We start from the raw sequence: 22,866 nt of genomic DNA, 5'->3' as shown, positions 1-22,866 counted from the left end.
CTATAAATTGATATAAAGACTGCTAAATTTTTCCACAAGTGACATGTTAATGTTTTTCTGGAATTAACATGCGCTTTTATCACTGTCGTAATTCATTTCCTTTGAGATGCAATTCATTTTAATATTATATTTCCCTGACTGTTTTTGATAGCCGTTTTATAGATAACCTTAAGAACGATTTAACGGTCAAAGAATATTGTTTCAACGTTGAGTTTACTGGAAGGCATAGGGGGATTTTTCACTACTGCCCCCCTTCCCAGGCGCATCTGACACTTTCGGTGACAAAAATCCACGCTACCGCCCCTGGCTCAAAAGCTACCAATACACTTATCTCATCGCTAACCAGGGAAGGCCTCTTGCACTATGCCCTTCTCAAGGTTTTAGTACTTCAGGCTTTCTTGAATGGCAGAATTTTTACCTTATTCAGTGCGCGCCACAAGATTGCATTATCCGAAAAATTCTAGAAATGTGCATGACACTGACAAATAGGTCAAAAAACAACCAAGACTATCTGTAAATCTACTCGCCTCCAGGGTTACATATTGATTACGCTCTGGTCAACTACACCAGCCAGGAGTCATTTCTGTAATCTGAACGGCATTCTCTTAATCTGAAAATCGATAAATGTTAACCCTATTAATTCTTTCAATATTAATTTGTGAAACGGTCTTCAATCTTGCGTTATATAGCCTAGCGCAATGTGTATGACAACGCAGCATTAATCATAAACTTTTATAGGTAAAATTCTGATCCATCCCCTTGAATGTTTAGATAACAACCAGCCTTTGGTCATACGTAAAAGTGCAATAATCATTGTCACTCTGCGTGAGCAGGTCATCCCCCGCTTTTCAAAGGTAGACTTTCAGAGTCAGGATATTTTAGATTTATTTGTCAATTCAGCCGCGCTGGATGAAAGTTTGTAGTAGCCAGTGAATATGTAAACATCTATTTTTACTCAATAAAAAAGCACCATAACTGGTGCTTTTTGCAAAGCTGTTTATAAATTACTCTTCAGCAAACTCTTTCAGCCAGGCCTTGAACGCCTCACCCTGTGAGTTATGGCGAATACCGTACTCTACGAATGCTTTCATATAGCCCAGTTTGTCACCACAGTCGTGGGAACGGCCAGTCATGGAGAAAGCTTCTACAGTCTGCTTTTTCATCAACATAGCAATAGCATCGGTCAGCTGGATTTCGTTGCCGGCACCGTATGGCGTTACTGCCAGCAGCGGCCAGATAGCTTCGGAAAGCACATAACGACCCACAACCGCGAGATTGGAAGGTGCATCTTTCAGATCGGGTTTTTCAACGATAGCGGTCATAGGCGCGCTTTCGCCCGGCTCAACTTCCACACCGTTGCAGTTAACGATACCGTATTTAGAAACGTCTTTTTCCGGCACTTCTTCAACCATAACCTGGCTGTTGCCCGTTTCCTGGAAACGGCGAAGCATCGCAGCAAGGTTGTCTTTGCGCAGGTCACTGGTGGAATCATCCATCAGAACGTCCGGCAGGATAACTGCAAATGGCGAGTTACCGATCAGTGGTTTTGCACACAGAACAGCGTGACCCAGACCTTTGGACTGGCCCTGACGCACATTCATAATCGTCACGCCTTTCGGGCAGATGGACTGCACTTCTTCCAGCAACTGGCGCTTAACGCGGGATTCCAGCATGCTTTCCAGTTCGAATGAAGTATCGAAGTGGTTTTCAATCGCATTTTTGGAAGAATGCGTGACCAGAATGATTTCTTTGATGCCCGCTGCAGCACATTCATTAACGATGTACTGGATCAAAGGCTTATCGACGATAGGCAGCATTTCTTTTGGAATGGCTTTCGTCGCTGGCAACATACGTGTGCCCAGACCGGCAACAGGGATAACAGCTTTTAACATTGTAAAGGATACTCCTTGAAACCTATTGGTGTGTAAATCCAGTCAGTTAGAATTCAAACATGTCAGGGAATTCACCGGACTGAAATTGTAAATACAAATTATTTCCCTACGATATTTCTTCCCTGAGTATAGTCCCTGCCATTTACTTTAGGGAGGCCAACTGCTGACTTTAGGACTCCAGCACGATTCTCTGTATTTGATTACGATACCAGTAAGCCGCACGAAACGGTAAGGTAAAGACCTATTTTTAGGAATGTTAAACCTATTCGGCGATTTTATAATCATAAATTGCTGCTTTCGAAAACATCCGGGGCTTTCAGGCTATCGTTGCCCCGAATCCGCCCTGCCCCTTCGTCCCGGTTTACCTAGCCCACTGTTTTAGATTTGAAATTTTACCCTCTGACGCCCATTATTCAACGTGCGGCAAACGCCGCGTAACTAAAGGTGAAAAAACGCTTTATGGAATGGATCGCCGATCCGTCGATTTGGGCCGGGCTGGCTACCCTGGTAATACTCGAAATTGTTCTGGGCATAGACAATCTCATCTTTATCGCCATTCTGGCGGAGAAACTTCCGCGCAGCCAGCGTGATAAAGCCCGCGTCACCGGACTGATACTGGCGCTGGTCATGCGTTTGCTGCTCCTGGCGTCAATCTCATGGTTATCGACGCTCACCCGCCCGCTCATTACGGTGCTGGGTCATCCGTTCAGCGCGCGTGACATGATTATGCTCGTCGGGGGGATATTCCTGCTGTTCAAGGCAACGATGGAGTTGAATGAACGTCTTGAAGGTAAGGATGAAGAGCAAAGTCAGCAGCAACGCGGGGCCAGATTCTGGCCTGTTGTCGCGCAGATTGTCGTGCTGGATGCGGTATTTTCCCTCGACTCGGTCATTACCGCTGTCGGTATGGTTGATCACCTGGCTGTCATGATGGCTGCCGTCTGTATTGCTATCGGGCTGATGTTGCTGGCCAGTAAGCCGCTGACCCGTTTCGTCAACGCGCATCCGACAATTGTCATCCTGTGTCTGAGTTTCCTGCTGATGATTGGTTTCAGTCTGGTGGCTGAAGGCTTTGGCTATGCCATTCCGAAGGGATATCTGTATGCCGCCATCGGCTTCTCGGTCATTATCGAAGGCCTGAACCAGCTGGCGCAGTTCAACCGCAAACGTTTTTTATCTTCGCGCCGCTCTTTGCGTGAGCGCACAGCCGAGACTGTATTGCGCGTTCTTCGTGGCAAACATGAAGAAGCCGAACTGGATGCACATTCCTCTAACATGATTGCAGACCGTGCGGGCGAAGAGGATGCCATCTTCAACCAGCAGGAACGCCATATGATTGAGCGTGTGCTGGGGCTCGGTCAGCGTACCGTCAGCAGCGTGATGACCTCACGCCACGACGTCGATAATCTTGAACTTAATGACCCGATTGAATTGCTTAAACAGCAGATAGCCGAAAATCAGCACACGCGTATCCTGGTGACTGAAGACAGCTCTACCGATGAGCCGTTAGGTGTGGTGCATGTCGTCGATTTGCTTAAACAACAGCTTTTGCAAAATGAGTTAGATCTTAAGGCGCTGATCCGCCAGCCTTTGATTTTCCCGGAACAGCTTTCCTTGCTGATGGCTCTGGAACAGTTCCGCCTGGCTAAGACGCACTTTGCCTTTGTCGTTGATGAATTCGGTTCGGTTGAAGGCATTGTGACCCTGACTGACGTGATGGAAACGATTGCCGGTAATCTGCCGGAATCAGATGAAACGCCGGATGCGCGCCACGATATTTCGCAACATGAAGACGGTACGTGGATTGCCAATGGTTATATGCCGCTGGAGGATCTGGTGATGTACATCGCCCTGCCGGTTGATGAGAAACGGGAATACCACACGCTGGCGGGTTTACTGATGGAACATACTCAGAGCATCCCGCAGGTCGGCGCGCAAATCCACATCGATGACTATCTGTTTGAACCGCTTGAGGTCAGCAGTCACCGTATTCTGAAGGTGAAAATCACGCCGCTTAAAAAAGAAATGGATGATGATTACGAAGTGTAATCCGCCTTCGGGCGTATAGTTGAAGTTTCGATTTAAACAAAAACGGGACGCTAATGAGGCGTCCCGTTTTTATTGACAGGCATAAAGACTATTTATTCAATAACTTCTGCACATCCTCTTTTTCTTTGCTGTCTTTGCGTTTATCCACCCAGTTCTGTATGGCGCTGCGGGCACTCTGTTCCACTGTCCGGCGCAGGATCTGATCAACCTGCAACTGATAACCCAGTTGTGCCCATGGCCCGTATACGCGCAGCGGAATATCTGTGTTTTTCAGCGTGTTGATCAGATTGCTGTCGCCTTTCCAGCCACCCGTGACACGGACCAGCAAATTCATGTCAACCTTTTCGCCGGTGAGATCAACAGAACCATCCCCTTTTGCATAAACCATTGGCGACTGCGCTTCCAGATCATTAAGTTTCAGGGTACCGTTTTTCAGCTCTCCCTGTGCTTTTAGTGTATCAATCTGGCTGTAATGCTCATATTTATCAAGTCCCTGAACGCTGCTCGTATTACGGCTCACCGCCTGCTGGATCAGTTGCTGGATATTGAGGCCATTCAGATGCGCATTCGTCATCGCAAGCTGAGCATCCCCCTGCCAGTTACGCGCAAAGTCTTCTGCTGAGAGTCCTTTTCCGCTCACGTCACCTTTCATAGAGAAGCTGCCAGTCAGCGCTTTCGGTAATCCGTAAGCGGTCAGCAGGTCTGCCAGTTCAATATTATTCACATCCGGCGTCATGTGAACCTGAATGCTTTTACCGGTTACATCCATATCGCCAGGCAGGGAAAAACGTCCCGACCCGAGATTGCCGCTGAACATCGGCAGCGCGACTTTGCCCTGCCGGTTATCGGCACTCAGCACCAGATTTTGAATTTTCATTCCGCGATAGGTTAAATCAGCGACTTTCAGTGCAAGATTTGCATTGAAAGTCTGCAAACTGCTCAGGCCATTCGGCTGTGCATCCATATCTCGGGCAATCACCGGAGCGGAAGTGATGGACTGAGTACTCTGAGCCGTCTGCTCGTCAGTTTTAGGCTCCCAGCCTGAAAGCGCATCCAGGTCGAGTTTGTCAGCGTTCAAATTAAGCTGATAATTGCCGGTTTCACCGCCCATCGTGGCAAACGCGGTACCTGAAATCTGATTATCATTTGCCGTCAGCGCCAGCTGAGTAAGCGCCAGTGAATCATTATCACGCTGATAGCTGGCCTGCATCGAACCATTGCCCTCAACGCCTTTGACCGGAATGTCAGCGCCACTCAGCTGATAAGTAAATTTACTGATGTTGGCCGAAACAGCCTGCGGATAATGCTGCATATCCACTTCGGCATTCATGGTGAATGCCAGGTCACGTTGATTGCGATTTATACGGCTCGAAAGCTGAATGGTGGCCTGACGGTTGTCGTTTTTATCAATTTCCATATTGATATCACGCACGTTTATCTGGTCATCATCGCCGCGCTGCCAGATAAGCAGACTGTCGGCAATGCTGACTTTATCAATATCAAACTTCCAACCGGCCTCAAGCTCAGAAGCACCCGGCGCGACTGGCGTTGGCGTTGAAGGCGCGACAGGCGTGTCCGGCTGATTCTCTTGCGTTTCAGGCGTCAGGCGAATCACTGCGTTTTTCAGCAGTATCTGTTTCACCGCCAACTGATGAGAAATAAGAGGCCAGAGTTTGACATCCAGCCGCATGTTTTCAGCACTGACAACCGGCACTTTAGCACCCGGCGCGGTGAGCGATGTCTGACCGGCAATAATGCTCAGCTGTGGCCAGACGTGCCAGCGCAACGAGCCGTTGATGGCCAGCTGATATCCGCTTTTCACCTCAACCCGTTCCACCATGTACTGGCGGAAATCATTCGGGTTGATCAGAAATACCAGCGAAGTCATGCCGGCAATGATAACCACCAGTAAGATCACCAGTGTTGTCAGTAGTCTTCTCATGCCTTCCTCACGTTTTTATCCGCTAAGCGGATAAAAAACAGAATCAGTCTTTATCAATGCGACTGGCAATTGCGCTTTGCTGGTCGCGGTATTTCGCATCCTGACGGCTGTTATAAGGGCGTGCAGCAGAACCGGATAACGGCTCAAAGCTCAGCGCACCAATCAGCATTCCCGGACGCAGTGCCAGCGGGAGCTTACCTGAATTATAGAACTCGAGAACAATCCGCCCTTTCCAGCCCGGATCGATACGATGTGCGGTCACGTGCACCATCAGCCCGAGACGCGCCAGTGAAGAGCGACCGTCCAGCCAGCCGACCAGATCGTCCGGAATGGTGACAGATTCGTAAGTGACGGCCAGCGCCAGCTCCCCGGGATGGAGGAAGAATGCTTCGCCTTCCGGCAACACAATCTCATCACTCATCACTTTATCCAGCGCGGCGCTGACTTCATCTTTCGGGCCGCTCAGGTCGATATAACCGGCGTTATGGCCGAGGAAAACGCGAAAACCGTTACCCAGACGCACATCTACCGTCGCGCCGTTAATCCGTTCAACCGGCGGACGGGGTGAAATGCCTAATTTGCCGCTGTCGAGCCAGGCTTCTATATCTCGATCGCAAAGTCTCATCGTATCTCCGGTAGGGTTTTTACGGATTGTTCCGCGATTAATTGAAGAACTGGCTGATTTTCGCCTTGAGAATATCAATCGCAATCCGGTTTTTGCCGCCGCGCGGCACAATGATGTCTGCGTATTGTTTTGAGGGTTCGATAAATTGCAGGAACATCGGACGGACGGTCTTCTGATATTGCGCCATCACAGAATCCATTGAACGGCCACGTTCGTTGACATCACGTTTCATGCGGCGCATCAGGCAGATATCCAGCGGGGTATCGACGAAGATGGAGAAATTCATTTCATCACGCAAGCGCGCATCGGTCAGGAGCAGGATCCCTTCCAGAATAATCACTTTCTTCGGTTTCAGTGTCACCGTCTCAGGCAAACGGGTGTGCTCAATGAAGCTGTAGCTCGGCAATTCAATCGCCTGACCAGACTTCATGGCCTGTAAATGCTGGAACAGCAAATTGTGATCCATCGCACTTGGATGGTCGTAGTTGGTTTTGACCCGCTCTTCCATGGTCATGTGGCTTTGGTCTTTATAGTAGCAATCTTCCGGGATAACCCCGATATGCTCATCACCGACCTGATCACGAAGTTCACGGTATAACGTACTGGCGATGAGGCTTTTTCCCGAAGCAGATGCGCCAGCGATACCCACGATGACACACTGATGGAATTTGTCAGACATAAAATTAAAGACCTGATTTGGAAGTTGGAAGGCAAGCACAGACGTGTGCTTTGAACGCGCCAATTATAAGTTCAACCCACTGCCCGATGCCAGCGTTAAGGCGGTGTAATCGCTGACATCAGGCAATAAATCGCGGAGTTGGGAGATTAAACCGCCCGGAATGCAATTTCTGTCGGGATAGCGTCACCCTTCCAGAACAATTGTGATGCAATTTTTGCCGCCAGCTCGCGGTAAATTGCAGTGAATTCACTTTCCGGATTTGAAACAACCGTCGGTTCGCCGCGATCTAAATCTTCGCGCAGTGAAATATGCAGTGGCAATTGCGCCAGCAATTCGCAGCGGTATTTCTCAGCCAGACGCTGCGCACCGCCGGTGCCGAAAATCGGCTCGTGATGTCCGCAGTTGCTGCACACGTGCATACTCATGTTCTCGACGATGCCCAGTACCGGCACATGCACTTTTTCAAACATGACAATGCCTTTCATGGCATCCAGCAGCGCGATGTCCTGCGGTGTCGTCACCACCACCGCACCTGTTACCGGAATATTTTGCGACAGCGTCAGCTGAATATCTCCGGTGCCCGGCGGCAGGTCGATCACCAGATAATCCAGATCAGGCCATAGCGTATCCGAAAGCATCTGCATCAGCGCTTTGCTGGCCATCGGGCCGCGCCACACCATCGCGTTTTCGTCGGTGACCAGATAACCAATAGAATTGGTCGCCAGCCCGTGCGCCATAATCGGTGACATATGAACGCCATCCGGCGATGTCGGTCGCTCTTCTTCGGTACCCAGCATATTGGGGACTGACGGGCCGTAAATATCGGCATCCAGAATACCGACTTTTCCGCCCTCTGCGGCCAGCGCCAGCGCCAGATTCACCGCGGTAGTCGATTTTCCGACCCCGCCTTTACCGGAGCTGACGGCCAGAATATTGCGCACACCTTTGATACCCGGCTGATCGTTAGCGCGTTTCATGGTGGCGATATCGTGACGCAGGTTCCACTGAACGGCTGAAGCGCCGGTGATCCGCAGCAATTCTCCGCTGGTTTCATCTTTAAGCACATCGAAGCCACTGTTCCAGGCAAATGGCAGCGTCAGGTCAATATGTAAAACACCGTCCATCAGCACGCAGTGATGCAATGCTTTTATGGCGGGTAAATCTTTTTGTAATGTGGAATGGCGGAAGGTGGCCAGTACGCCGGTCACCAGTGCGCGCAGCCCTGCGGGTGTGGTCTGCTGTGGGGATTGAGATGTCATCCCGGCTCCTTGAAAAGGGTTATCAGACTAATTATCTATACGTAAGCATAACAGAACACACGTAAGGAGATCCCCCCGTTTGTTTACGCGGGGCGGCGCTTTCGGTTAACATCAATGCCCCTGATTTCAACTACAGAAAGCAAGCTCTTACTATGGCTCAAGTCGCGAAAAAAATTTTGGTAACCTGTGCACTTCCGTACGCCAACGGATCCATCCATCTCGGTCACATGCTCGAGCACATCCAGGCTGACGTCTGGGTCCGTTACCAGCGAATGCGCGGCAATGAAGTGCATTTCATCTGTGCGGACGATGCGCACGGCACCCCGATCATGCTCAAAGCGCAGCAGCTCGGTATTAAGCCGGAAGAGATGATTGCCGAAATGAGCCAGGAGCATCAGAAAGATTTCGCCGGCTTCGGTATCAGCTACGACAACTATCACTCCACGCACAGCGACGAAAACCGTGAGCTGTCCGAGCTGATTTATGGTCGTCTGAAAGAAAACGGTTTCATCAAGAACCGTACCATTTCTCAGCTGTACGATCCGGAGAAAGGCATGTTCCTGCCTGACCGTTTCGTTAAAGGCACCTGCCCGAAATGTAAATCACCGGATCAGTACGGCGATAACTGTGAAGTCTGTGGCGCCACCTACAGCCCGACCGAACTGATCGACCCGAAATCGGTGGTTTCCGGCGCGACGCCGGTGCTGCGTGATTCCGAGCACTACTTCTTTGATCTGCCTGAGTTCAGCGCGATGTTGCAGGCGTGGACCCGTTCCGGCGCACTGCAGGAGCAGGTGGCGAACAAAATGCAGGAATGGTTCGAGCACGGTCTGCAACAGTGGGATATCTCCCGTGATGCGCCGTATTTCGGCTTTGAAATTCCTGATGCACCGGGCAAATATTTCTACGTCTGGCTGGACGCGCCAATCGGCTACATGGGTTCATTCAAAAACCTGTGTGACCGCCGCAGCGATCTGAACTTCGACGAGTTCTGGAAAAAAGATTCCACTACCGAGCTGTATCACTTTATCGGTAAAGACATCGTTTATTTCCACAGCCTGTTCTGGCCAGCCATGCTGGAAGGCAGCGGTTTCCGCAAGCCAACCAACCTGTTCGTGCACGGTTATGTCACCGTCAATGGCGCGAAGATGTCCAAATCGCGCGGCACGTTCATCAAGGCCAGCACCTATCTGAACCATCTGGATGCGGATTGCCTGCGTTACTACTACACCGCGAAACTGTCTTCACGCATCGACGATATCGACCTGAACCTGGAAGATTTCGTGCAGCGCGTTAACGCCGACATCGTGAATAAAGTGGTAAACCTGGCTTCCCGTAACGCCGGTTTCATTGCCAAGCGTTTTGACGGCCAACTGGCTGACAAACTGGCCGATGAAGCGCTGTATAAAACCTTCACCGATGCCGCTGAAAGCATCGCTCAGGCGTATGACAGCCGTGAATCAGGCCGCGCGATCCGCGAAATCATGGCGCTGGCTGACCTGGCCAACCGTTATGTTGACGAACAGGCGCCGTGGGTTGTGGCGAAACAGGAAGGCCGCGATGCTGACCTGCAGGCCATCTGCTCGATGGGCATCAACCTGTTCCGCGTACTGATGACCTATCTGAAGCCGGTTCTGCCTTCGCTGACCGAGCGCACTGAAGCGTTCCTGAATACCACTCTGGACTGGGACACCATTGCCCAACCGCTGCTGTCGCATCAGGTGAATCCGTTCAAAGCGCTGTTTAACCGTATCGAACTGGATAAAGTGACTGCGATGGTTGATGCCTCGAAAGAAGACATTGCCGCTGCGAAAGCACCGGCTACCGGTCCTCTGGCTGACTCCCCGATTCAGGAAACCATCACCTTTGATGATTTTGCCAAAGTGGATATGCGTATCGCGCTTATCAAAAGCGCTGATTTCGTGGAAGGTTCGGACAAACTGTTGCGCCTGCAACTGGATCTGGGCGGTGAAATCCGTCAGATTTTCTCCGGCATCCGTTCTGCGTATCCGGATCCGAAAGCGCTCGAAGGCCGTCTGACCATCATGGTCGCCAACCTCGCGCCACGTAAAATGCGTTTCGGCATCTCTGAAGGCATGGTGATGGCAGCGGGCCCTGGCGGAAAAGACATCTTCCTGCTCAGCCCGGATTCCGGCGCACAGCCTGGAATGCAGGTGAAATAAAAGTATTTTAAATGACGAAAAAGCCCGATGAATTCATCGGGCTTTTTTTTATGATTTTTTAAAACTCTATCGCCGCAAATACCCTACAGATTTCGGGTGTCAGGAAGGCGGCAAGTGAGTAAGTCCCCGGGAGCTTACATCAGTAAGTGACCGGGGCGTATGAGTGCAGCCAACGCATCTGGCGCACGAAAGATGACGGGTATTTTATTTAGGCCAGTTCGGCCATACAGTGCGTGGATACTCTCTGTCGATATCCGATTTCGCCAGCCCGATATCTTTGAGCTGATCAGCACTGAGCGAATGCAAAATTTTGCGACTGACGCGGCGCTCATTCCAGCCATGCATCACGGCGAATAACTGTTTCACCCATCCGGCTTTTTTCTGCGGCATCTGTACTGCCCGCTCAGGCATCACGACTTCTGTGCAAACCACTGTCTCACATCCGGCAAACTGCCGTTCTTCAATGATATTTTTCATATTCCGCTCCCGTTGACGACCTGACATCAGGATCTTACAAACGGTAAAAACATTACAGATTCAGTCTTTTTGTATTTCAACCATACAGATCTGGATCTGATGACAGATTAAGCGTTAGATTGTGTTCATCTGTACTGCTTTCTTTGCGCAGGCGTTGAGGAAAAGATAATGAATCGTTACGAAAATCTGGCAAATGTGCTGAGTGACCGTATTGAACAGGGGCTGTATCCGGCAGGTATTCGTCTGCCCTCGGTGCGGGTGTTGAGCAGCGAACACGGCGTCAGCGTCAGCACGGTACAGCAGGCGTACCGCGTACTGGAAGAAAAGCAACTTGTCGAAGCCCGCCCGAAATCCGGCTACTTCGTGAAAGATGCCCGTGTTCAGGCGGCGCTTCCGGCGGTATGCCGCCCGACACAACGTCCGGTGGATATCTCCCAGTGGGATCAGGTGCTGGAGCTCATCACTTCCCCGCACCGTCCCGGCGTGATTCAGCTCGGACGCGGTTCGCCGGATGTGACTGCCGCCACGCTCCGCCCGCTCAGCCGTCTGATGGGGCGCGCAGGACAGCACCAGAATCTCAACGCGTTTCATTACGACAGCATTTACGGTTCAGAGGATTTACGCGAGCAAATCGCCCGCTTAATGATCGACAGCGGCAGCCACATGGATGCCAGCAATATTCTGATCACTACCGGCTGTCATGAGGCGCTGTCTATCGCTATCCGTTCCGTATGCGAACACGGGGATATTGTGGCGATGGATTCCCCCAGTTTTCACGGCGCGATGCAAACGCTGAAAGGTTTTGGCATGAAAGCGCTGGAAATTCCGACCGATCCGGTTACCGGCATCAGCCTGGAAGCGCTGGAGATGGCGCTGGAACAGTGGCCGGTTAAAGCTATACAGCTGACGCCTAACTGCAATAACCCGCTCGGTTACAACATGCCGGACGACCGTAAAAAAAGCCTGCTGCGTCTGGCTCAACGTTACGATCTGGCGATTATCGAAGACGATGTTTATGGCGAGCTGGCGTATCAGTATCCGCGCCCTGCCACTATTACCTCGTTCGATGAAGATGGCCGCGTGCTGTTGTGCAGTTCGTTTTCCAAAACGCTGGCACCCGGTTTGCGCGTGGGATGGATTGCACCGGGCCGTTATCATGATCGCGCCCTGCACATGAAATACATCACCACCGGCGCTTCCGCCACGCTGCCGCAAATCGCCATCGCGGATTTCATCAAACAGGGCCACTACCTGCAGCACATGCGCCGGATGCGTAATCAGTACCAGCGAAACCTGTGCACCATGACTGACTGGGTAATGAAATATTTCCCGTGCGGTACGCGCGTCAGCCGCCCGCAGGGAGGTTTTCTGCTGTGGATTGAACTCGACGAACGCGTGGATACTCAGCGTCTGAACCGGCTACTGGAAGAACATTTAGTGCAAATTGCCATCGGTTCGATATTCTCGGCTTCAGGCAAATACCGCAACTGTCTGCGCATCAACTATGCCCAGACGCTGACGGCGAAAACCGAACGTGCCGTCCAGCAGGTTGGCGTGACTATTTCACAGATGCTGGAAAATTGCTAAACGCCCATCCGGAGAGACTTTTACCGTGCAGATAGAACCGTTACCGCCACTGAACACGCTGGTGGCTTTTGAATGCGTGGCGCGTTATTGCAGTTTTTCGCGGGCAGCCGACGAGCTGAATCTCACGCAAAGCGCCATCAGCCGCCAGATTATCCAGCTGGAGGAAATGCTCGGTTGTAAGCTTTTTCAACGCGCCCAGCGTAAAACCACGCTGACACCGCGCGGCGAGACCTATGCGCAGCAGGTACGCAAATTACTGGGGGATATTTCGCAATCCACGGCAGAAGTCATGGGCTGGAACGGTTTGCCGCAGGTCACCCTGGCCTGCACCAGCGCCATGAGCGGCCTGTGGCTTTCGTCACGCCTCTCCTCTTTGCGTCAGCTGCTGCCAGATCTGCAAATTCGTATGAAAATTTCCGACAGTTTTTCGGATCTCAAGTCATCAGAATTTGATCTGGCTATTTTCTATCTGCGCGAGCCACCGCCCGGTTATCACGTTCAGGCACTGTTCGATGAAGTTTGCTATCCGATGTGCTCGCCGGAGTTCCTCAGCCGCCTGCCGGCCGATCCCAGTGCTGCTGATTTGCTCGAACAAAGGTTGCTGATCCAGGATGACCCGCAGCGTGAATGGACCGGCTGGCGTGACTGGTTTGCCTCACAGGATGTCAGTTTTGTGACGCCGCGCAGAACATGGCGCGCCAATAACTATCCGTTTCTGGTGCAGTCTGCGGTGCTGGGGGACGGAATTTTGCTGGGCTGGGAAGGACTGGTGCAAGATTACGTCAACAGCGGCCAACTGGTGGCGGCACATCCCGGCAAACTGGCCGCCGCCGGAAAATGCTACATGCTGACGCCGCAGGACCGGTTCCTGAAACCCGTAGTACACAAAGTGATTAACTGGCTGAAACAGCCATAATTTTTTTGCTCCCTCCCCTGCGAAGGGGAGGGTTGGGGTGGGGTATTAAGGTCAAATAAATGTGTTGAAGTTTCCTTTGACAAATATTCAGTATGTAAAACTCCCTTCCTCCCTCCCCTTTCACAAGGGGAGGTGTTTAAAAATAATAATAATCTAATATGTTAATTATATATCAGCCGGCGGGATTTTATTTTTCTCCAGATATCTGCGTTTTCTCGCAGAATTCATACCAATTAGTGTAAACAACAGCCAGCATGACTGTGAAATACAGGATGCAAGGTTAAAATCATGGCTTAACGAATACAGGCCAAACACACCGCCGATTATATTAAGATAGGCGTAACTGTTAGCATCAACCGCTAGCCTGCGCATTTGAACCAGCGCATAAGCCAGAAGATAGCAAAACACGCCAATTAAGCCGACAACCGTATGCATTTCCACCGGCCACTTCCCTTTCCAGACATTGATAGCTCAGAAAAATATAGCTTTTCAGGGTGTTCTGCTGCGCATTTTTCGCATACCCTCATGATAAATTCTCATGCAAGTTCAACAGGGGGTTTTGATATAAATCATCAAGGCAATCCATTGCGCCAATTAGACACACCCGGGGTATTTCGCCTGCACCTATAAAATTCCAGCACGTACTATGGAGATAATTAATGAAAGATAATAATTCCCCTTTGACGAAATTAATGCAGGATGCACAACTTAGCCGTCGCGGCTTTATTACCAGCGCTTCCGCTGTGGGTATTACCAGTGCCTTAGGTTTTTCACCGTTCTCTGCGTTTGCCGCAGAACCGAAAAAAGGCGGCATATTAAAACTGGGTATGTCAGGGGGAAATACCAGTGATACGCTGGACCCGACATTATTCAGCGACTGGGTGCCCTTAAATCAGGCATATATGCTGATGAACGGCCTGGTAGAAATTGATGAAAATAACAAAGCTACGCCGGAGCTGTTCTCTGCATGGGAAGCTAAACCGGGTGCAGTCGAATGGGTGTTTACCGTTCGCGATGGCGTCACTTTCCATAACGGCAAGAAGCTCGACGCCGATGACATTCTCTACTCCATCAACCTGCATCGCGGCGACAAATCCAAAAGTGCCATCAAAACCCAGCTGGCACCGATCACCGGCCTGACCAAACAGGGCGATAATCAGATCCTCATTACCCTCGACAGCGGCAACGCCGACCTGCCGTATCTGCTGGCGGATTACCATCTGGTGGTGGTTCCGGACGGCTTCACTGACTGGTCACACCCGGTCGGCACCGGCGGGTTTATCTTCGATCAGTACGAACCCGGCGTGCGTTCGCTGTTCAAACGCAACCCCAATTACTGGAAGCCAGATCGCGCCTTCGTGGACGCGGTGGAAGTGCTGGTCATCAACGACCCGACCGCGCGCACCAACGCCCTGATCTCCGGTCAGGTTCATGCGATTAACCGCGTCGATTTCAAAACGGTCGATTTCCTCAAACGCAGCCCGGCACTCAATATTGTGCGTTCCTCCGGCGGTCAGCACTTTACATTCCTGATGGATTGCAGCGTCGCACCGTACAACAACAACGATGTGCGCATGGCGATTAAACACGGCATCGACCGTCAGAAAATCCTCGATACCGTGCTGCGCGGTTACGGCTCGCTGGGTAACGACCACCCCATCCCGAAAACAGACCGTTTCTTCAACCACAGCCTGGAGCAACGCGCTTACGATCCGGACAAATCGAAGTTCTACCTGAAAAAAGCCGGTCTGACAGATCTTAAAATTGAACTGTCTTCTTCTGACGCCGCCTTTGCCGGTGCGCTCGACGCCGCCGCCCTGTTCCAGGGACAGGCGCAGAAAGGCGGCATTCAGGTCAACATCAAACGCCAGCCAGCCGACAGCTACTGGGACGACGTGTGGATGAAAGCGCCGTTCAGCATGGGTTACTGGGGCGGACGTCCGACAGCCGACCAGATGTTCTCCACGGCTTATCAGTCCACCGCCAAGTGGAACGATACGCACTGGAAGGATGAGAAATTTGACGCATTGCTGTTGCAGGCCCGTTCACTGCTCGATGAGGGCAAACGTGCTGAAATCTATGGCGAACTGCAAAGCATCGTGCGCGACACCGGGGGTGCGATGATCCCGCTGTTCGGCGATTATCTTGATGCGGCCACCAAAAAAGTCGGCGGTATCAGGCCACATCCGATGTTTAACTTCATGGGTGGTCGTCTGGCCGAGCGCGTCTGGCTGGAGGCATGATGAAAAAACGGATTTTACAGCGGGTCCTGTTGGGCATTATCACGCTGTGGCTGGTTTCTGTACTGATTTTTATCGGCACGGAAATGCTGCCCGGTGACGTCGCGACGGCCATTTTAGGCCAGAGCGCCACGCCTGAAACCGTTGCCGCGTTGCGTCTGCAACTCGGGCTGGATGAACCGTCGGTGTTGCGTTATCTGCACTGGCTGGCAGGCATTATGCACGGCGATTTAGGTCATTCACTGGCCAATGGTCGCGCCATCAGCGACGAACTGCTGCCGCGTCTGGCGAATACACTGTTCCTTGCCGGGTATGCGGCGGTCATCGCCATTCCGCTGGCGGTGGGTTTAGGCATCGCGTCGGCTATCTGGCGTGGTTCGGTCTTTGACCGGCTGGCAAATACCCTGACGCTTATCAGCATTTCGGTGCCGGAGTTCTTCGTCGGCTACATTCTGGTGATCGCCTTCGCCATCCGCCTGACCTGGTTTCCGAGTCTGGCGATGGTCGACAGCAGCTCCTCAATTGCCGACCGCCTTTACGTCTGTACCCTGCCGATGCTCACCCTGACGCTGGTGGTGCTGGCGCACATGCTGCGCATGACGCGCGCGTCGGTCACAGCGGTGATGGCCAGTCCGTACATCGAAAGTGCGGTGCTCAAAGGCATTCCGCGCTGGCGCATTGTGGTCTCACACGCGCTGCCGAATGCCCTTGCGCCTATCATCAACGTGGTGGCGTTTAACCTCGCGTATCTGGTGGTCGGCGTGATTCTGGTGGAAGTGGTGTTTGTGTATCCGGGCATCGGGCAGTACATGGTGGATGCGGTGACCAAGCGCGACCTGCCGGTGGTTCAGGCCTGTGGTCTGCTGTTTGGCGGCACCTATATTTTCCTCAACACCACCGCCGATTTGCTGGCGATTTGGTGTAATCCACGTCTGCGCCATGCGCGCTAAAAGAGGGAACTCATGAACCGATATTTCATTAACATCCCGCTGTCGGCCTGGATTGGTATTGTGATTATTGCGGTGAATCTGCTGGCGGCTCTTTTTGCGCCGTGGCTCGCGCCGCACAGTGAAACCGAACAGGTCGGCGACATCTGGTTGCTGCCCTCCGCCGCCACACCGTTCGGCACCGACAGCCTCGGACGAGATATGCTTTCACGCATTCTGTTTGGCGCGCGCACCACCATTGCTATCGCGCTGACCATCACCTTCAGCTCATTTATCATCGGCATTGTCACCGGCTTTACGGCGGCGATTTACGGCAAATGGGTCGATGTGGTGCTATCGCGCATTGTTGATACCGTGATGTCGATTCCGGTGCTGATTTTCGCACTGATCGTGTTATCCGTGATGGGCACGTCCATTCCGGTGCTGGTGCTGACCATCGCCCTGCTCGATGCCACCCGCGTATTCCGGCTGGCACGTCTGGTCGCACAGGCCATTGTCTGTCAGGAATATGTGGAAGCCGCGCGTTTGCGTGGCGAAGGGCTGCGCTGGGTACTGTTTAAAGAAATCCTGCCTAACGCCCTGCCGCCGCTGCTGGCGGAGTTTGGTATGCGTTTCTGCTTTACCTTCCTGTTTATCGCGGGCCTGAGCTTCCTGGGTCTGGGCATTCAGCCGCCGTATGCCGACTGGGGCAGCATGGTGCGTGACAACGCGCAGGCGATTAACTTTGGTCAGTTCGCGCCGCTGTATCCGGCGGCGGCGATTGCCTTGCTGACGATTGGCGTCAATCTGGTGGTTGACTGGTTGCTGGCGCGTAACAGCCTGCCGCATGGAGATGAAGCATGACACGCACGATTTTAGAAATGCGCGGCCTGCGCATCGAAACCCTCGATGGCTCGCCGCTGGTGCAGGATATTTCACTCAAACTGGCAGCGGGCGAAGTGCTCGGTCTGATTGGCGAATCCGGTGCAGGGAAATCCACCATCGGGCTGGCGGCACTGGGTTATGCCCGTCAGGGCTGCCGGATGGCCGGTGGTGAAGTCTTTCTCGATGGCACCGATATCGTTTCTCAGCCTTCCAGCGTCAAGCGTGAATGGCGCGGCAAGCGGGTGGCGTATGTGGCGCAAAGCGCGGCGGCCTCGTTTAATCCGGCGCTGACCATTGAAAAACAGGTCTGCGAAGGTCCGGTTCGCCACGGTCTGATGAGCAAAGAAGAAAGCCGTCAGTGGGCGATTTCGCTGTTCCGCTCGCTGGATTTACCGGATCCGGAAAACATCGGCAAACGCTATCCGCATCAGCTTTCCGGCGGGCAACTTCAGCGCGCAATGGCGGCGATGGCGATGTCCTGCAAACCCGATTTGCTGATCATGGATGAGCCGACCACTGCGCTCGACGTCACCACGCAGATTGAAGTGCTGGTAATGCTGCGCAAACTGGTGCGCGAATTCAACACGGCAGCGCTGTATATCACCCACGACCTGGCCGTTGTCGCGCAACTTGCCGACCGCATTATGGTGCTGCGTCACGGCAAAGAAGTGGAAACCGGCGATACACAAACTATTCTGGAAAATCCACAGCAGGAATACACCCGCAGGCTGGTGGCTGAGCGTGAACAGGCACTGACGCCGCTGTCGGGAAGTCACGAATCTGCCGGGCAGCCGTTGCTGACGATGCGTAAACTGAGCACCGGCTACAACGGGAAACGGGTAGTGCACGATGTCAGCCTGCAATTGCCGCGCGGCAAAACGCTGGCGATTATCGGTGAATCTGGCAGCGGTAAAAGTACGCTGGCACGCGCGCTGGTCGGGCTGTTACCGGATACCGAGGGTACGGTGGATTTCGATGGCATTCAGCTTTCGCACAATTTCCATAAGCGCAATAAAGAAACGCTGCGCCGCATGCAGATGATTTATCAGTTGCCTGACGTGGCGCTGAACCCGCGCCAGACGTTGCTGGATATCATCGGCCGCCCGCTGACCTTTTATTTTGGCATGAACAAAAAGCAGGTACGCGAGCGCGTGGAAGAATTACTGCGCCTGACCGAACTGCCGGTCAAACTGATTGACCGTCGTCCCGGTGAGCTTTCAGGCGGGCAGAAACAGCGTGTCTGTATTGCCCGCGCACTGGCCGCACAACCGGAACTGATAATCTGTGACGAAGCCACGTCAGCACTCGACCCGCTGGTAGCAGAAGAAGTCCTGAATCTGCTGCGCCGCTTACAGGAACAGCTCGGGCTGTCGTATCTGTTCATCACCCATGATCTCGGCACGGTAAAACGTATCGCCCATCAGGTGGCGGTAATGTATCAGGGTCAGGTGGTCGCCAGCGGCGATACCGACGTGGTCTTCAGCGCGCCAATGCACAGCTATACCGAAAAACTGCTGACCTCAGTTCCGGAAATGCGTACCCGCTGGCTGGACGAAGTTCTCGCCCTGCGCGGTACGGCGCTTCCTGCAGCAGCCATTTCTTCGCCAGGAGTCTTATGAGCACTAAACGCATCGTGACCGAATTCCCTCACGCCGTCACCGTGACCGAACATTTGTGGATCCCGCTGAGCGACGGCACGCGCCTCGCCGCCCGCCTGTGGCTGCCGGATGACGCCGCGCAGCAGCCGGTTCCCGCCATTCTCGAATACATCCCTTACCGCAAACGCGACGGAACCCGTACCCGCGACGAACCGATGCACGGCTTTTTCGCCGGTAACGGCTACGCTGTAGTGCGTGTGGACATGCGGGGCAGCGGCGAATCTGACGGCTTGCTGGCTGATGAATATCTGTTGCAGGAACAGGACGACGCGCTGGAAGTCATTCAGTGGATCACCGAACAGCACTGGTGCAGCGGCAACGTCGGCATGATGGGCAAATCCTGGGGCGGCTTCAACGGTTTACAGGTTGCCGCCCGTCGCCCTGCGGCACTTAAAGCCATCATCACCGTCTGCTCCACCGACGACCGTTACCGCGACGATATCCACTACAAAGGTGGCTGCCTGCTTAACGACAATCTCTGGTGGGGCGGGATTATGCTGGCGTACCAGAGCCGTCCTTCCGACCCCGCGCTGGTCGGTGAAAGCTGGTACCAGGACTGGCTGAACCGTCTGGAAAACATGCCGTTCTTCCCGGCTTTGTGGATGGAACATCCGCTTCGCGATGAATACTGGCAGCACGGTTCGGTGTGCGAAGACTGGTCGGCGATCCAGTGTCCGGTGATGGCGATTGGCGGCTGGGCAGACGCTTACAGCAATGCTGTATTTCGCCTGATGGATAATCTGAAAGTCCCGCGCCGCGCCATTCTCGGCCCGTGGGCGCATATCTATCCGCAGGACGGCACGCCGGAACCGGCGATTGGTTTCTTACAGGAAGCCGTGCGCTGGTGGGATCACTGGCTGAAAGGCGAAGAAAACGGCGCGATGGAAGGCCCGATGATCCAGACCTGGTTGCAGGACAGCCAGCCGCCGTCGGCGATGCGTCCGGTAAGTTCCGGCGAATGGGTCGGGTTTGACCGCGGCACCGCCAGTAATATTAATCACAGCCCGCGCTGGCTGACGCGTGGACAGCTTAATACCCAGCCAGACGCTGACGCCGGTGTTATCAATATCTGTTCGCCGCAGAACCACGGTCTGATGGCCGGTGAATGGATGGGTGCAGGCGTGCCCGGCGAAATGCCGCCGGATCAGCGTGTTGATGACGGTATGGCGGAAATCTTCGACGGCGAACCGCTGGCCGAACCGCTGACTATTTTTGGCTTCCCGGAATTTACCGTCGAACTGAGCAGCGATAAACCGGCTGCAATGCTGTACGTCCGGCTTTCAGATGTCGCGCCGGACGGTTCAGTGAATCGCGTCACGCACGGCTGGCTGAATCTTTCGCACCTGCAGGGCCATGATAAATCTGTACCGCTGATCCCCGGCCAGAAAGTCAAAGTACCGGTACAGCTGGACGGTATCGCGCATCGCTTTGCCACCGGACACCGGATGCGCATTTCGCTGGCGACCACCTTCTGGCCGATGACCTGGCCGATGGCAGAGGCGGCAACGCTGACCTTAGATTTGCACAGTGCGCAGCTCAGTCTGCCGGTATGCGAGCAACCCGTATCTATCGACGGCCCGGTCAAAGAGCCGCAAAGCGCGCCGCTCACTCCGCAAACCGTGCTGTCACCGGGACGCGTAGACCGCAACATCACCTACGATTTTCTTACCGACAGCTGGACCAGCGTCACCAGCGGCGTGGGCGGCGTATTCGGCGAAGGCGTTTACCGCTTTGATGATATCGACACGACGGTCGATCACAATCTGCGGCGCGAACTGACGGTGAGCAACAGCGATCCGCTTTCTGCGCGTTATCTGCTGACGCAGACTATGAGAATGGGACGTGAAGGCTGGTGGATGGAAGCTGAGATCACCCTCGAACTGCGCAGCGACCTGACGCATTTTATCGTCAGCGGCGATATGGTGGTGAGTCTGAACGGTGAGGAGGAATTCACCAAGTACTGGCACGAGAGAATTGCGCGGTAGCCTCGTTATATAATTTTCAGGAGCCTGTTCCTGCAGGCTCTTTTTTATCTCTCTCCCGTTTGATTTACATCATAAATGCACCGCTCACTCTGACGGTTTTTCCCGTATTCTTTGCACTGTTTATCCAAACACCACCCGCGAATTTCCAAAGGAACTGGATATGAAAATAATCTGCGCTTTATGCGCCCTCCTGCCTTTTGTCGTTCTGGCTGCCCCCGGGGCAGTCACTCCGCAATCCTTACATGCCAGCATACAGGCATCAGGTGCGGTTAAAGCAATACAGGAACTGGACGAGAAAGGGATGAAAACGGTGAGTAACGGAATCGCCGGTGCAACAGCCGAATGGCTGACTCTTTTGCCAGAAATGGCGCCCGGTCTGGACGCAGGCAATGCTGAAAACGTGGTTATCGCGCTGGCCACTGCATTACCGGAAAACCCGCCTGCCGTGCTGTCCGCGATTAACGCGCCGGGAGCCGCCGGATTGAAAGGAATAGATAAGGTGTGTTCTATGCCCTTCCGGGATATGGACGACCCTGCGCTGGCACGCTATTACCGTAAAACCGAACCCGCGCTGAAAAAGATAGGGAAAAAGGCAACCCCTTGTCGGGATAAACTGAAACTGGCGATGGGCGTACTGCAATTGGGTGCGCAGGCTGAACAAAACTATACGCTTAATCGTCGTAAACTGACGCCAGACCTAGTCTGGAAGGCCATCAATAAAGACGGGGTCGATAAGCTCGCCGATGCCATTTCTGACCAGCAGCGGCAAAATATTGGTGACGGGATCTCCTCGGGTAGCCGGGAATGGCTGTTTGTGGCTGACACTTTGGCACAGACAAAAAATCCACAAATGCATTCGATGCTGACAGTGTCACTGGCCTCGGCGCTGACGCAAAATCCCTGTGATGTACTGAAAGTATCGCCTGCCGATTTCGACATTGGGATCCTGTGTGGGATGCCTTTCCCTAATGCGGATAACGCCGCATTGAAGCTGTATTATCAGAAAACACAATCAGCCCTGAAGAAAATCCGCCGTCGCGGCGAGGCCTGTCTGGACGTGCTGGAGCAGGAATATTCGGTGTTATCGAAATAACGGATTAAGCAAAGGGGATCACTGCGGTGATGTCTTTTGCCTCCAGCACCCGCCCGTCCTGCGCACGGATTTCCAGTTTACGCAGCGGCTGGCGGTTTTCGATATCGACCAGCAACGTGCAGGCTTCGCCTTCCTCAAACAGGTATTCACTTCCCCACTGCCCCAGCGCGACCAGCACCGGTTGCAGCGCCAGCCCTTTCTCTGTCAGCAGGTAATCCTGATATGCCGAACCATCGGCAGCCGGTTCAATCTTCAGAATGCCTTCCGCTACCAGCGCTTTGAGACGGGTACTGAGGATGTTTTTTGCCGCGCCAAGACTGCGCTGAAATTCGCTAAAGCGGGAAATTCCGCGCATAGCATCGCGGACAATCAGCAGCGTCCACCAGTCGCCGATTAAATCCAGCGCGCGGCCTGCCGGACAAGGCGTGTTTTCCAGACGTGTTCGTTTCATTGCACTTCCTGCTCAATAC

Annotated in this window: 18 protein-coding genes; 10 read left to right on the top strand and 8 right to left on the bottom strand. The window is 53.2% G+C overall.

Annotation, left to right across the window (positions count from 1 at the left end):
- Positions 1-1,004: 1,004 nt before the first annotated feature.
- Positions 1,005-1,892 (bottom strand): UTP--glucose-1-phosphate uridylyltransferase GalU, encoded by an 888-nt coding sequence (gene galU, locus D6C13_RS14940; protein ID WP_120133516.1) that lies wholly within the window; start codon positions 1,890-1,892, stop codon positions 1,005-1,007.
- Positions 1,893-2,351: 459 nt separating this feature from the next.
- Here galU and D6C13_RS14935 point away from each other — a divergent pair, with 459 nt between their 5' ends.
- Positions 2,352-3,941 carry a TerC family protein gene (locus tag D6C13_RS14935; RefSeq protein WP_120133515.1) on the top strand — a complete coding sequence of 530 codons (1,590 nt, stop codon included), beginning with the start codon at positions 2,352-2,354 and terminating at the stop codon, positions 3,939-3,941.
- 88 nt (positions 3,942-4,029) lie between these two features.
- On the opposite strand, the gene asmA is transcribed toward D6C13_RS14935, so the two are convergent.
- The 4 genes from asmA to apbC all read right to left on the bottom strand — a co-directional run bounded on the left by asmA (position 4,030) and on the right by apbC (position 8,446).
- Positions 4,030-5,883 carry an outer membrane assembly protein AsmA gene (asmA, locus tag D6C13_RS14930; protein WP_120133514.1) on the bottom strand — a complete coding sequence of 618 codons (1,854 nt, stop codon included), beginning with the start codon at positions 5,881-5,883 and terminating at the stop codon, positions 4,030-4,032.
- 43 nt (positions 5,884-5,926) lie between these two features.
- Entirely contained in the window at positions 5,927-6,508 is a 582-nt protein-coding gene (gene dcd, locus D6C13_RS14925; protein WP_120133513.1) for a dCTP deaminase, read from the bottom strand.
- Between the two features lie 37 nt (positions 6,509-6,545).
- Positions 6,546-7,187 carry a uridine kinase gene (udk, locus tag D6C13_RS14920; RefSeq protein ID WP_013575064.1) on the bottom strand — a complete coding sequence of 214 codons (642 nt, stop codon included), beginning with the start codon at positions 7,185-7,187 and terminating at the stop codon, positions 6,546-6,548.
- 146 nt (positions 7,188-7,333) lie between these two features.
- Entirely contained in the window at positions 7,334-8,446 is a 1,113-nt protein-coding gene (gene apbC, locus D6C13_RS14915; RefSeq protein WP_120133512.1) for an iron-sulfur cluster carrier protein ApbC, read from the bottom strand.
- Positions 8,447-8,556: 110 nt separating this feature from the next.
- Here apbC and metG point away from each other — a divergent pair, with 110 nt between their 5' ends.
- Positions 8,557-10,629, top strand: a complete 2,073-nt coding sequence (gene metG, locus D6C13_RS14910) for a methionine--tRNA ligase (protein ID WP_279630068.1) — start codon at positions 8,557-8,559, stop codon at positions 10,627-10,629.
- Between the two features lie 204 nt (positions 10,630-10,833).
- On the opposite strand, the gene D6C13_RS14905 is transcribed toward metG, so the two are convergent.
- Complete coding sequence (locus D6C13_RS14905; protein ID WP_120133510.1) at positions 10,834-11,106, bottom strand: DUF1127 domain-containing protein; 273 nt, start codon at positions 11,104-11,106, stop codon at positions 10,834-10,836.
- Positions 11,107-11,274: 168 nt separating this feature from the next.
- On the opposite strand from D6C13_RS14905, the gene D6C13_RS14900 reads away from it, so the two are divergent.
- Positions 11,275-12,693 (top strand): aminotransferase-like domain-containing protein, encoded by a 1,419-nt coding sequence (locus D6C13_RS14900; protein ID WP_120133509.1) that lies wholly within the window; start codon positions 11,275-11,277, stop codon positions 12,691-12,693.
- Between the two features lie 25 nt (positions 12,694-12,718).
- Positions 12,719-13,609 carry a LysR substrate-binding domain-containing protein gene (locus D6C13_RS14895; RefSeq protein ID WP_120133508.1) on the top strand — a complete coding sequence of 297 codons (891 nt, stop codon included), beginning with the start codon at positions 12,719-12,721 and terminating at the stop codon, positions 13,607-13,609.
- A 165-nt stretch (positions 13,610-13,774) separates the two neighbouring features.
- On the opposite strand, the gene D6C13_RS14890 is transcribed toward D6C13_RS14895, so the two are convergent.
- Positions 13,775-14,050 carry a CBU_0592 family membrane protein gene (locus D6C13_RS14890; protein WP_120133507.1) on the bottom strand — a complete coding sequence of 92 codons (276 nt, stop codon included), beginning with the start codon at positions 14,048-14,050 and terminating at the stop codon, positions 13,775-13,777.
- A 218-nt stretch (positions 14,051-14,268) separates the two neighbouring features.
- Between D6C13_RS14890 and D6C13_RS14885 the strand changes: the two genes are divergently transcribed.
- From D6C13_RS14885 to D6C13_RS14860, 6 genes are all read left to right on the top strand, one after another.
- A complete protein-coding gene (locus tag D6C13_RS14885) occupies positions 14,269-15,852 on the top strand; it encodes an ABC transporter substrate-binding protein (protein WP_120133506.1) in 1,584 nt (527 codons plus the stop codon).
- Positions 15,852-16,799, top strand: a complete 948-nt coding sequence (locus D6C13_RS14880) for an ABC transporter permease (protein ID WP_120133505.1) — start codon at positions 15,852-15,854, stop codon at positions 16,797-16,799. The genes D6C13_RS14885 and D6C13_RS14880 overlap by 1 nt, the downstream gene beginning before the upstream one ends.
- Positions 16,800-16,811: 12 nt before the next feature.
- Positions 16,812-17,639 (top strand): ABC transporter permease, encoded by an 828-nt coding sequence (locus tag D6C13_RS14875; RefSeq protein WP_120133504.1) that lies wholly within the window; start codon positions 16,812-16,814, stop codon positions 17,637-17,639.
- On the top strand, positions 17,636-19,279 hold the full coding sequence (locus tag D6C13_RS14870) for an ABC transporter ATP-binding protein (protein ID WP_120133503.1): 1,644 nt from the start codon (positions 17,636-17,638) through the stop codon (positions 19,277-19,279). The genes D6C13_RS14875 and D6C13_RS14870 overlap by 4 nt, the downstream gene beginning before the upstream one ends.
- Positions 19,276-21,303: a CocE/NonD family hydrolase gene (locus D6C13_RS14865; protein ID WP_120133502.1), complete on the top strand. Its 2,028-nt coding sequence runs from the start codon at positions 19,276-19,278 to the stop codon at positions 21,301-21,303. Before D6C13_RS14870 ends, D6C13_RS14865 begins: the two co-directional genes overlap by 4 nt.
- Before the next feature lie 160 nt (positions 21,304-21,463).
- Positions 21,464-22,396, top strand: coding sequence for a hypothetical protein (locus tag D6C13_RS14860; RefSeq protein ID WP_120133501.1), 933 nt, complete (start codon positions 21,464-21,466; stop codon positions 22,394-22,396).
- 4 nt (positions 22,397-22,400) lie between these two features.
- On the opposite strand, the gene D6C13_RS14855 is transcribed toward D6C13_RS14860, so the two are convergent.
- Entirely contained in the window at positions 22,401-22,847 is a 447-nt protein-coding gene (locus D6C13_RS14855) for a winged helix-turn-helix transcriptional regulator (protein WP_120133500.1), read from the bottom strand.
- Between the last annotated feature and the right edge of the window lie 19 nt (positions 22,848-22,866).

This window comes from Rahnella woolbedingensis, assembly GCF_003602095.1.
In the GTDB taxonomy this organism is placed as follows: Bacteria; Pseudomonadota; Gammaproteobacteria; order Enterobacterales; family Enterobacteriaceae; genus Rahnella; species Rahnella woolbedingensis.
Note: the sequence above shows the minus strand (reverse complement) of the source record. Positions and strands in the feature narration are given on the sequence as shown.

What these genes read in the sequence shown, in the direction of transcription:
- D6C13_RS14900 (WP_120133509.1), top strand. Translation starts at nt 11,275, where the DNA reads ATGAATCGTTACGAAAATCTGGCAAATGTGCTGAGTGACCGTATTGAA.
- D6C13_RS14885 (WP_120133506.1), top strand. Translation starts at nt 14,269, where the DNA reads ATGAAAGATAATAATTCCCCTTTGACGAAATTAATGCAGGATGCACAA.
- D6C13_RS14855 (WP_120133500.1), bottom strand. Translation starts at nt 22,847, where the DNA reads ATGAAACGAACACGTCTGGAAAACACGCCTTGTCCGGCAGGCCGCGCG.
- D6C13_RS14905 (WP_120133510.1), bottom strand. Translation starts at nt 11,106, where the DNA reads ATGAAAAATATCATTGAAGAACGGCAGTTTGCCGGATGTGAGACAGTG.
- dcd (WP_120133513.1), bottom strand. Translation starts at nt 6,508, where the DNA reads ATGAGACTTTGCGATCGAGATATAGAAGCCTGGCTCGACAGCGGCAAA.
- D6C13_RS14865 (WP_120133502.1), top strand. Translation starts at nt 19,276, where the DNA reads ATGAGCACTAAACGCATCGTGACCGAATTCCCTCACGCCGTCACCGTG.
- D6C13_RS14935 (WP_120133515.1), top strand. Translation starts at nt 2,352, where the DNA reads ATGGAATGGATCGCCGATCCGTCGATTTGGGCCGGGCTGGCTACCCTG.
- D6C13_RS14860 (WP_120133501.1), top strand. Translation starts at nt 21,464, where the DNA reads ATGAAAATAATCTGCGCTTTATGCGCCCTCCTGCCTTTTGTCGTTCTG.
- udk (WP_013575064.1), bottom strand. Translation starts at nt 7,187, where the DNA reads ATGTCTGACAAATTCCATCAGTGTGTCATCGTGGGTATCGCTGGCGCA.
- D6C13_RS14870 (WP_120133503.1), top strand. Translation starts at nt 17,636, where the DNA reads ATGACACGCACGATTTTAGAAATGCGCGGCCTGCGCATCGAAACCCTC.
- apbC (WP_120133512.1), bottom strand. Translation starts at nt 8,446, where the DNA reads ATGACATCTCAATCCCCACAGCAGACCACACCCGCAGGGCTGCGCGCA.
- asmA (WP_120133514.1), bottom strand. Translation starts at nt 5,883, where the DNA reads ATGAGAAGACTACTGACAACACTGGTGATCTTACTGGTGGTTATCATT.
- galU (WP_120133516.1), bottom strand. Translation starts at nt 1,892, where the DNA reads ATGTTAAAAGCTGTTATCCCTGTTGCCGGTCTGGGCACACGTATGTTG.
- D6C13_RS14880 (WP_120133505.1), top strand. Translation starts at nt 15,852, where the DNA reads ATGAAAAAACGGATTTTACAGCGGGTCCTGTTGGGCATTATCACGCTG.
- D6C13_RS14875 (WP_120133504.1), top strand. Translation starts at nt 16,812, where the DNA reads ATGAACCGATATTTCATTAACATCCCGCTGTCGGCCTGGATTGGTATT.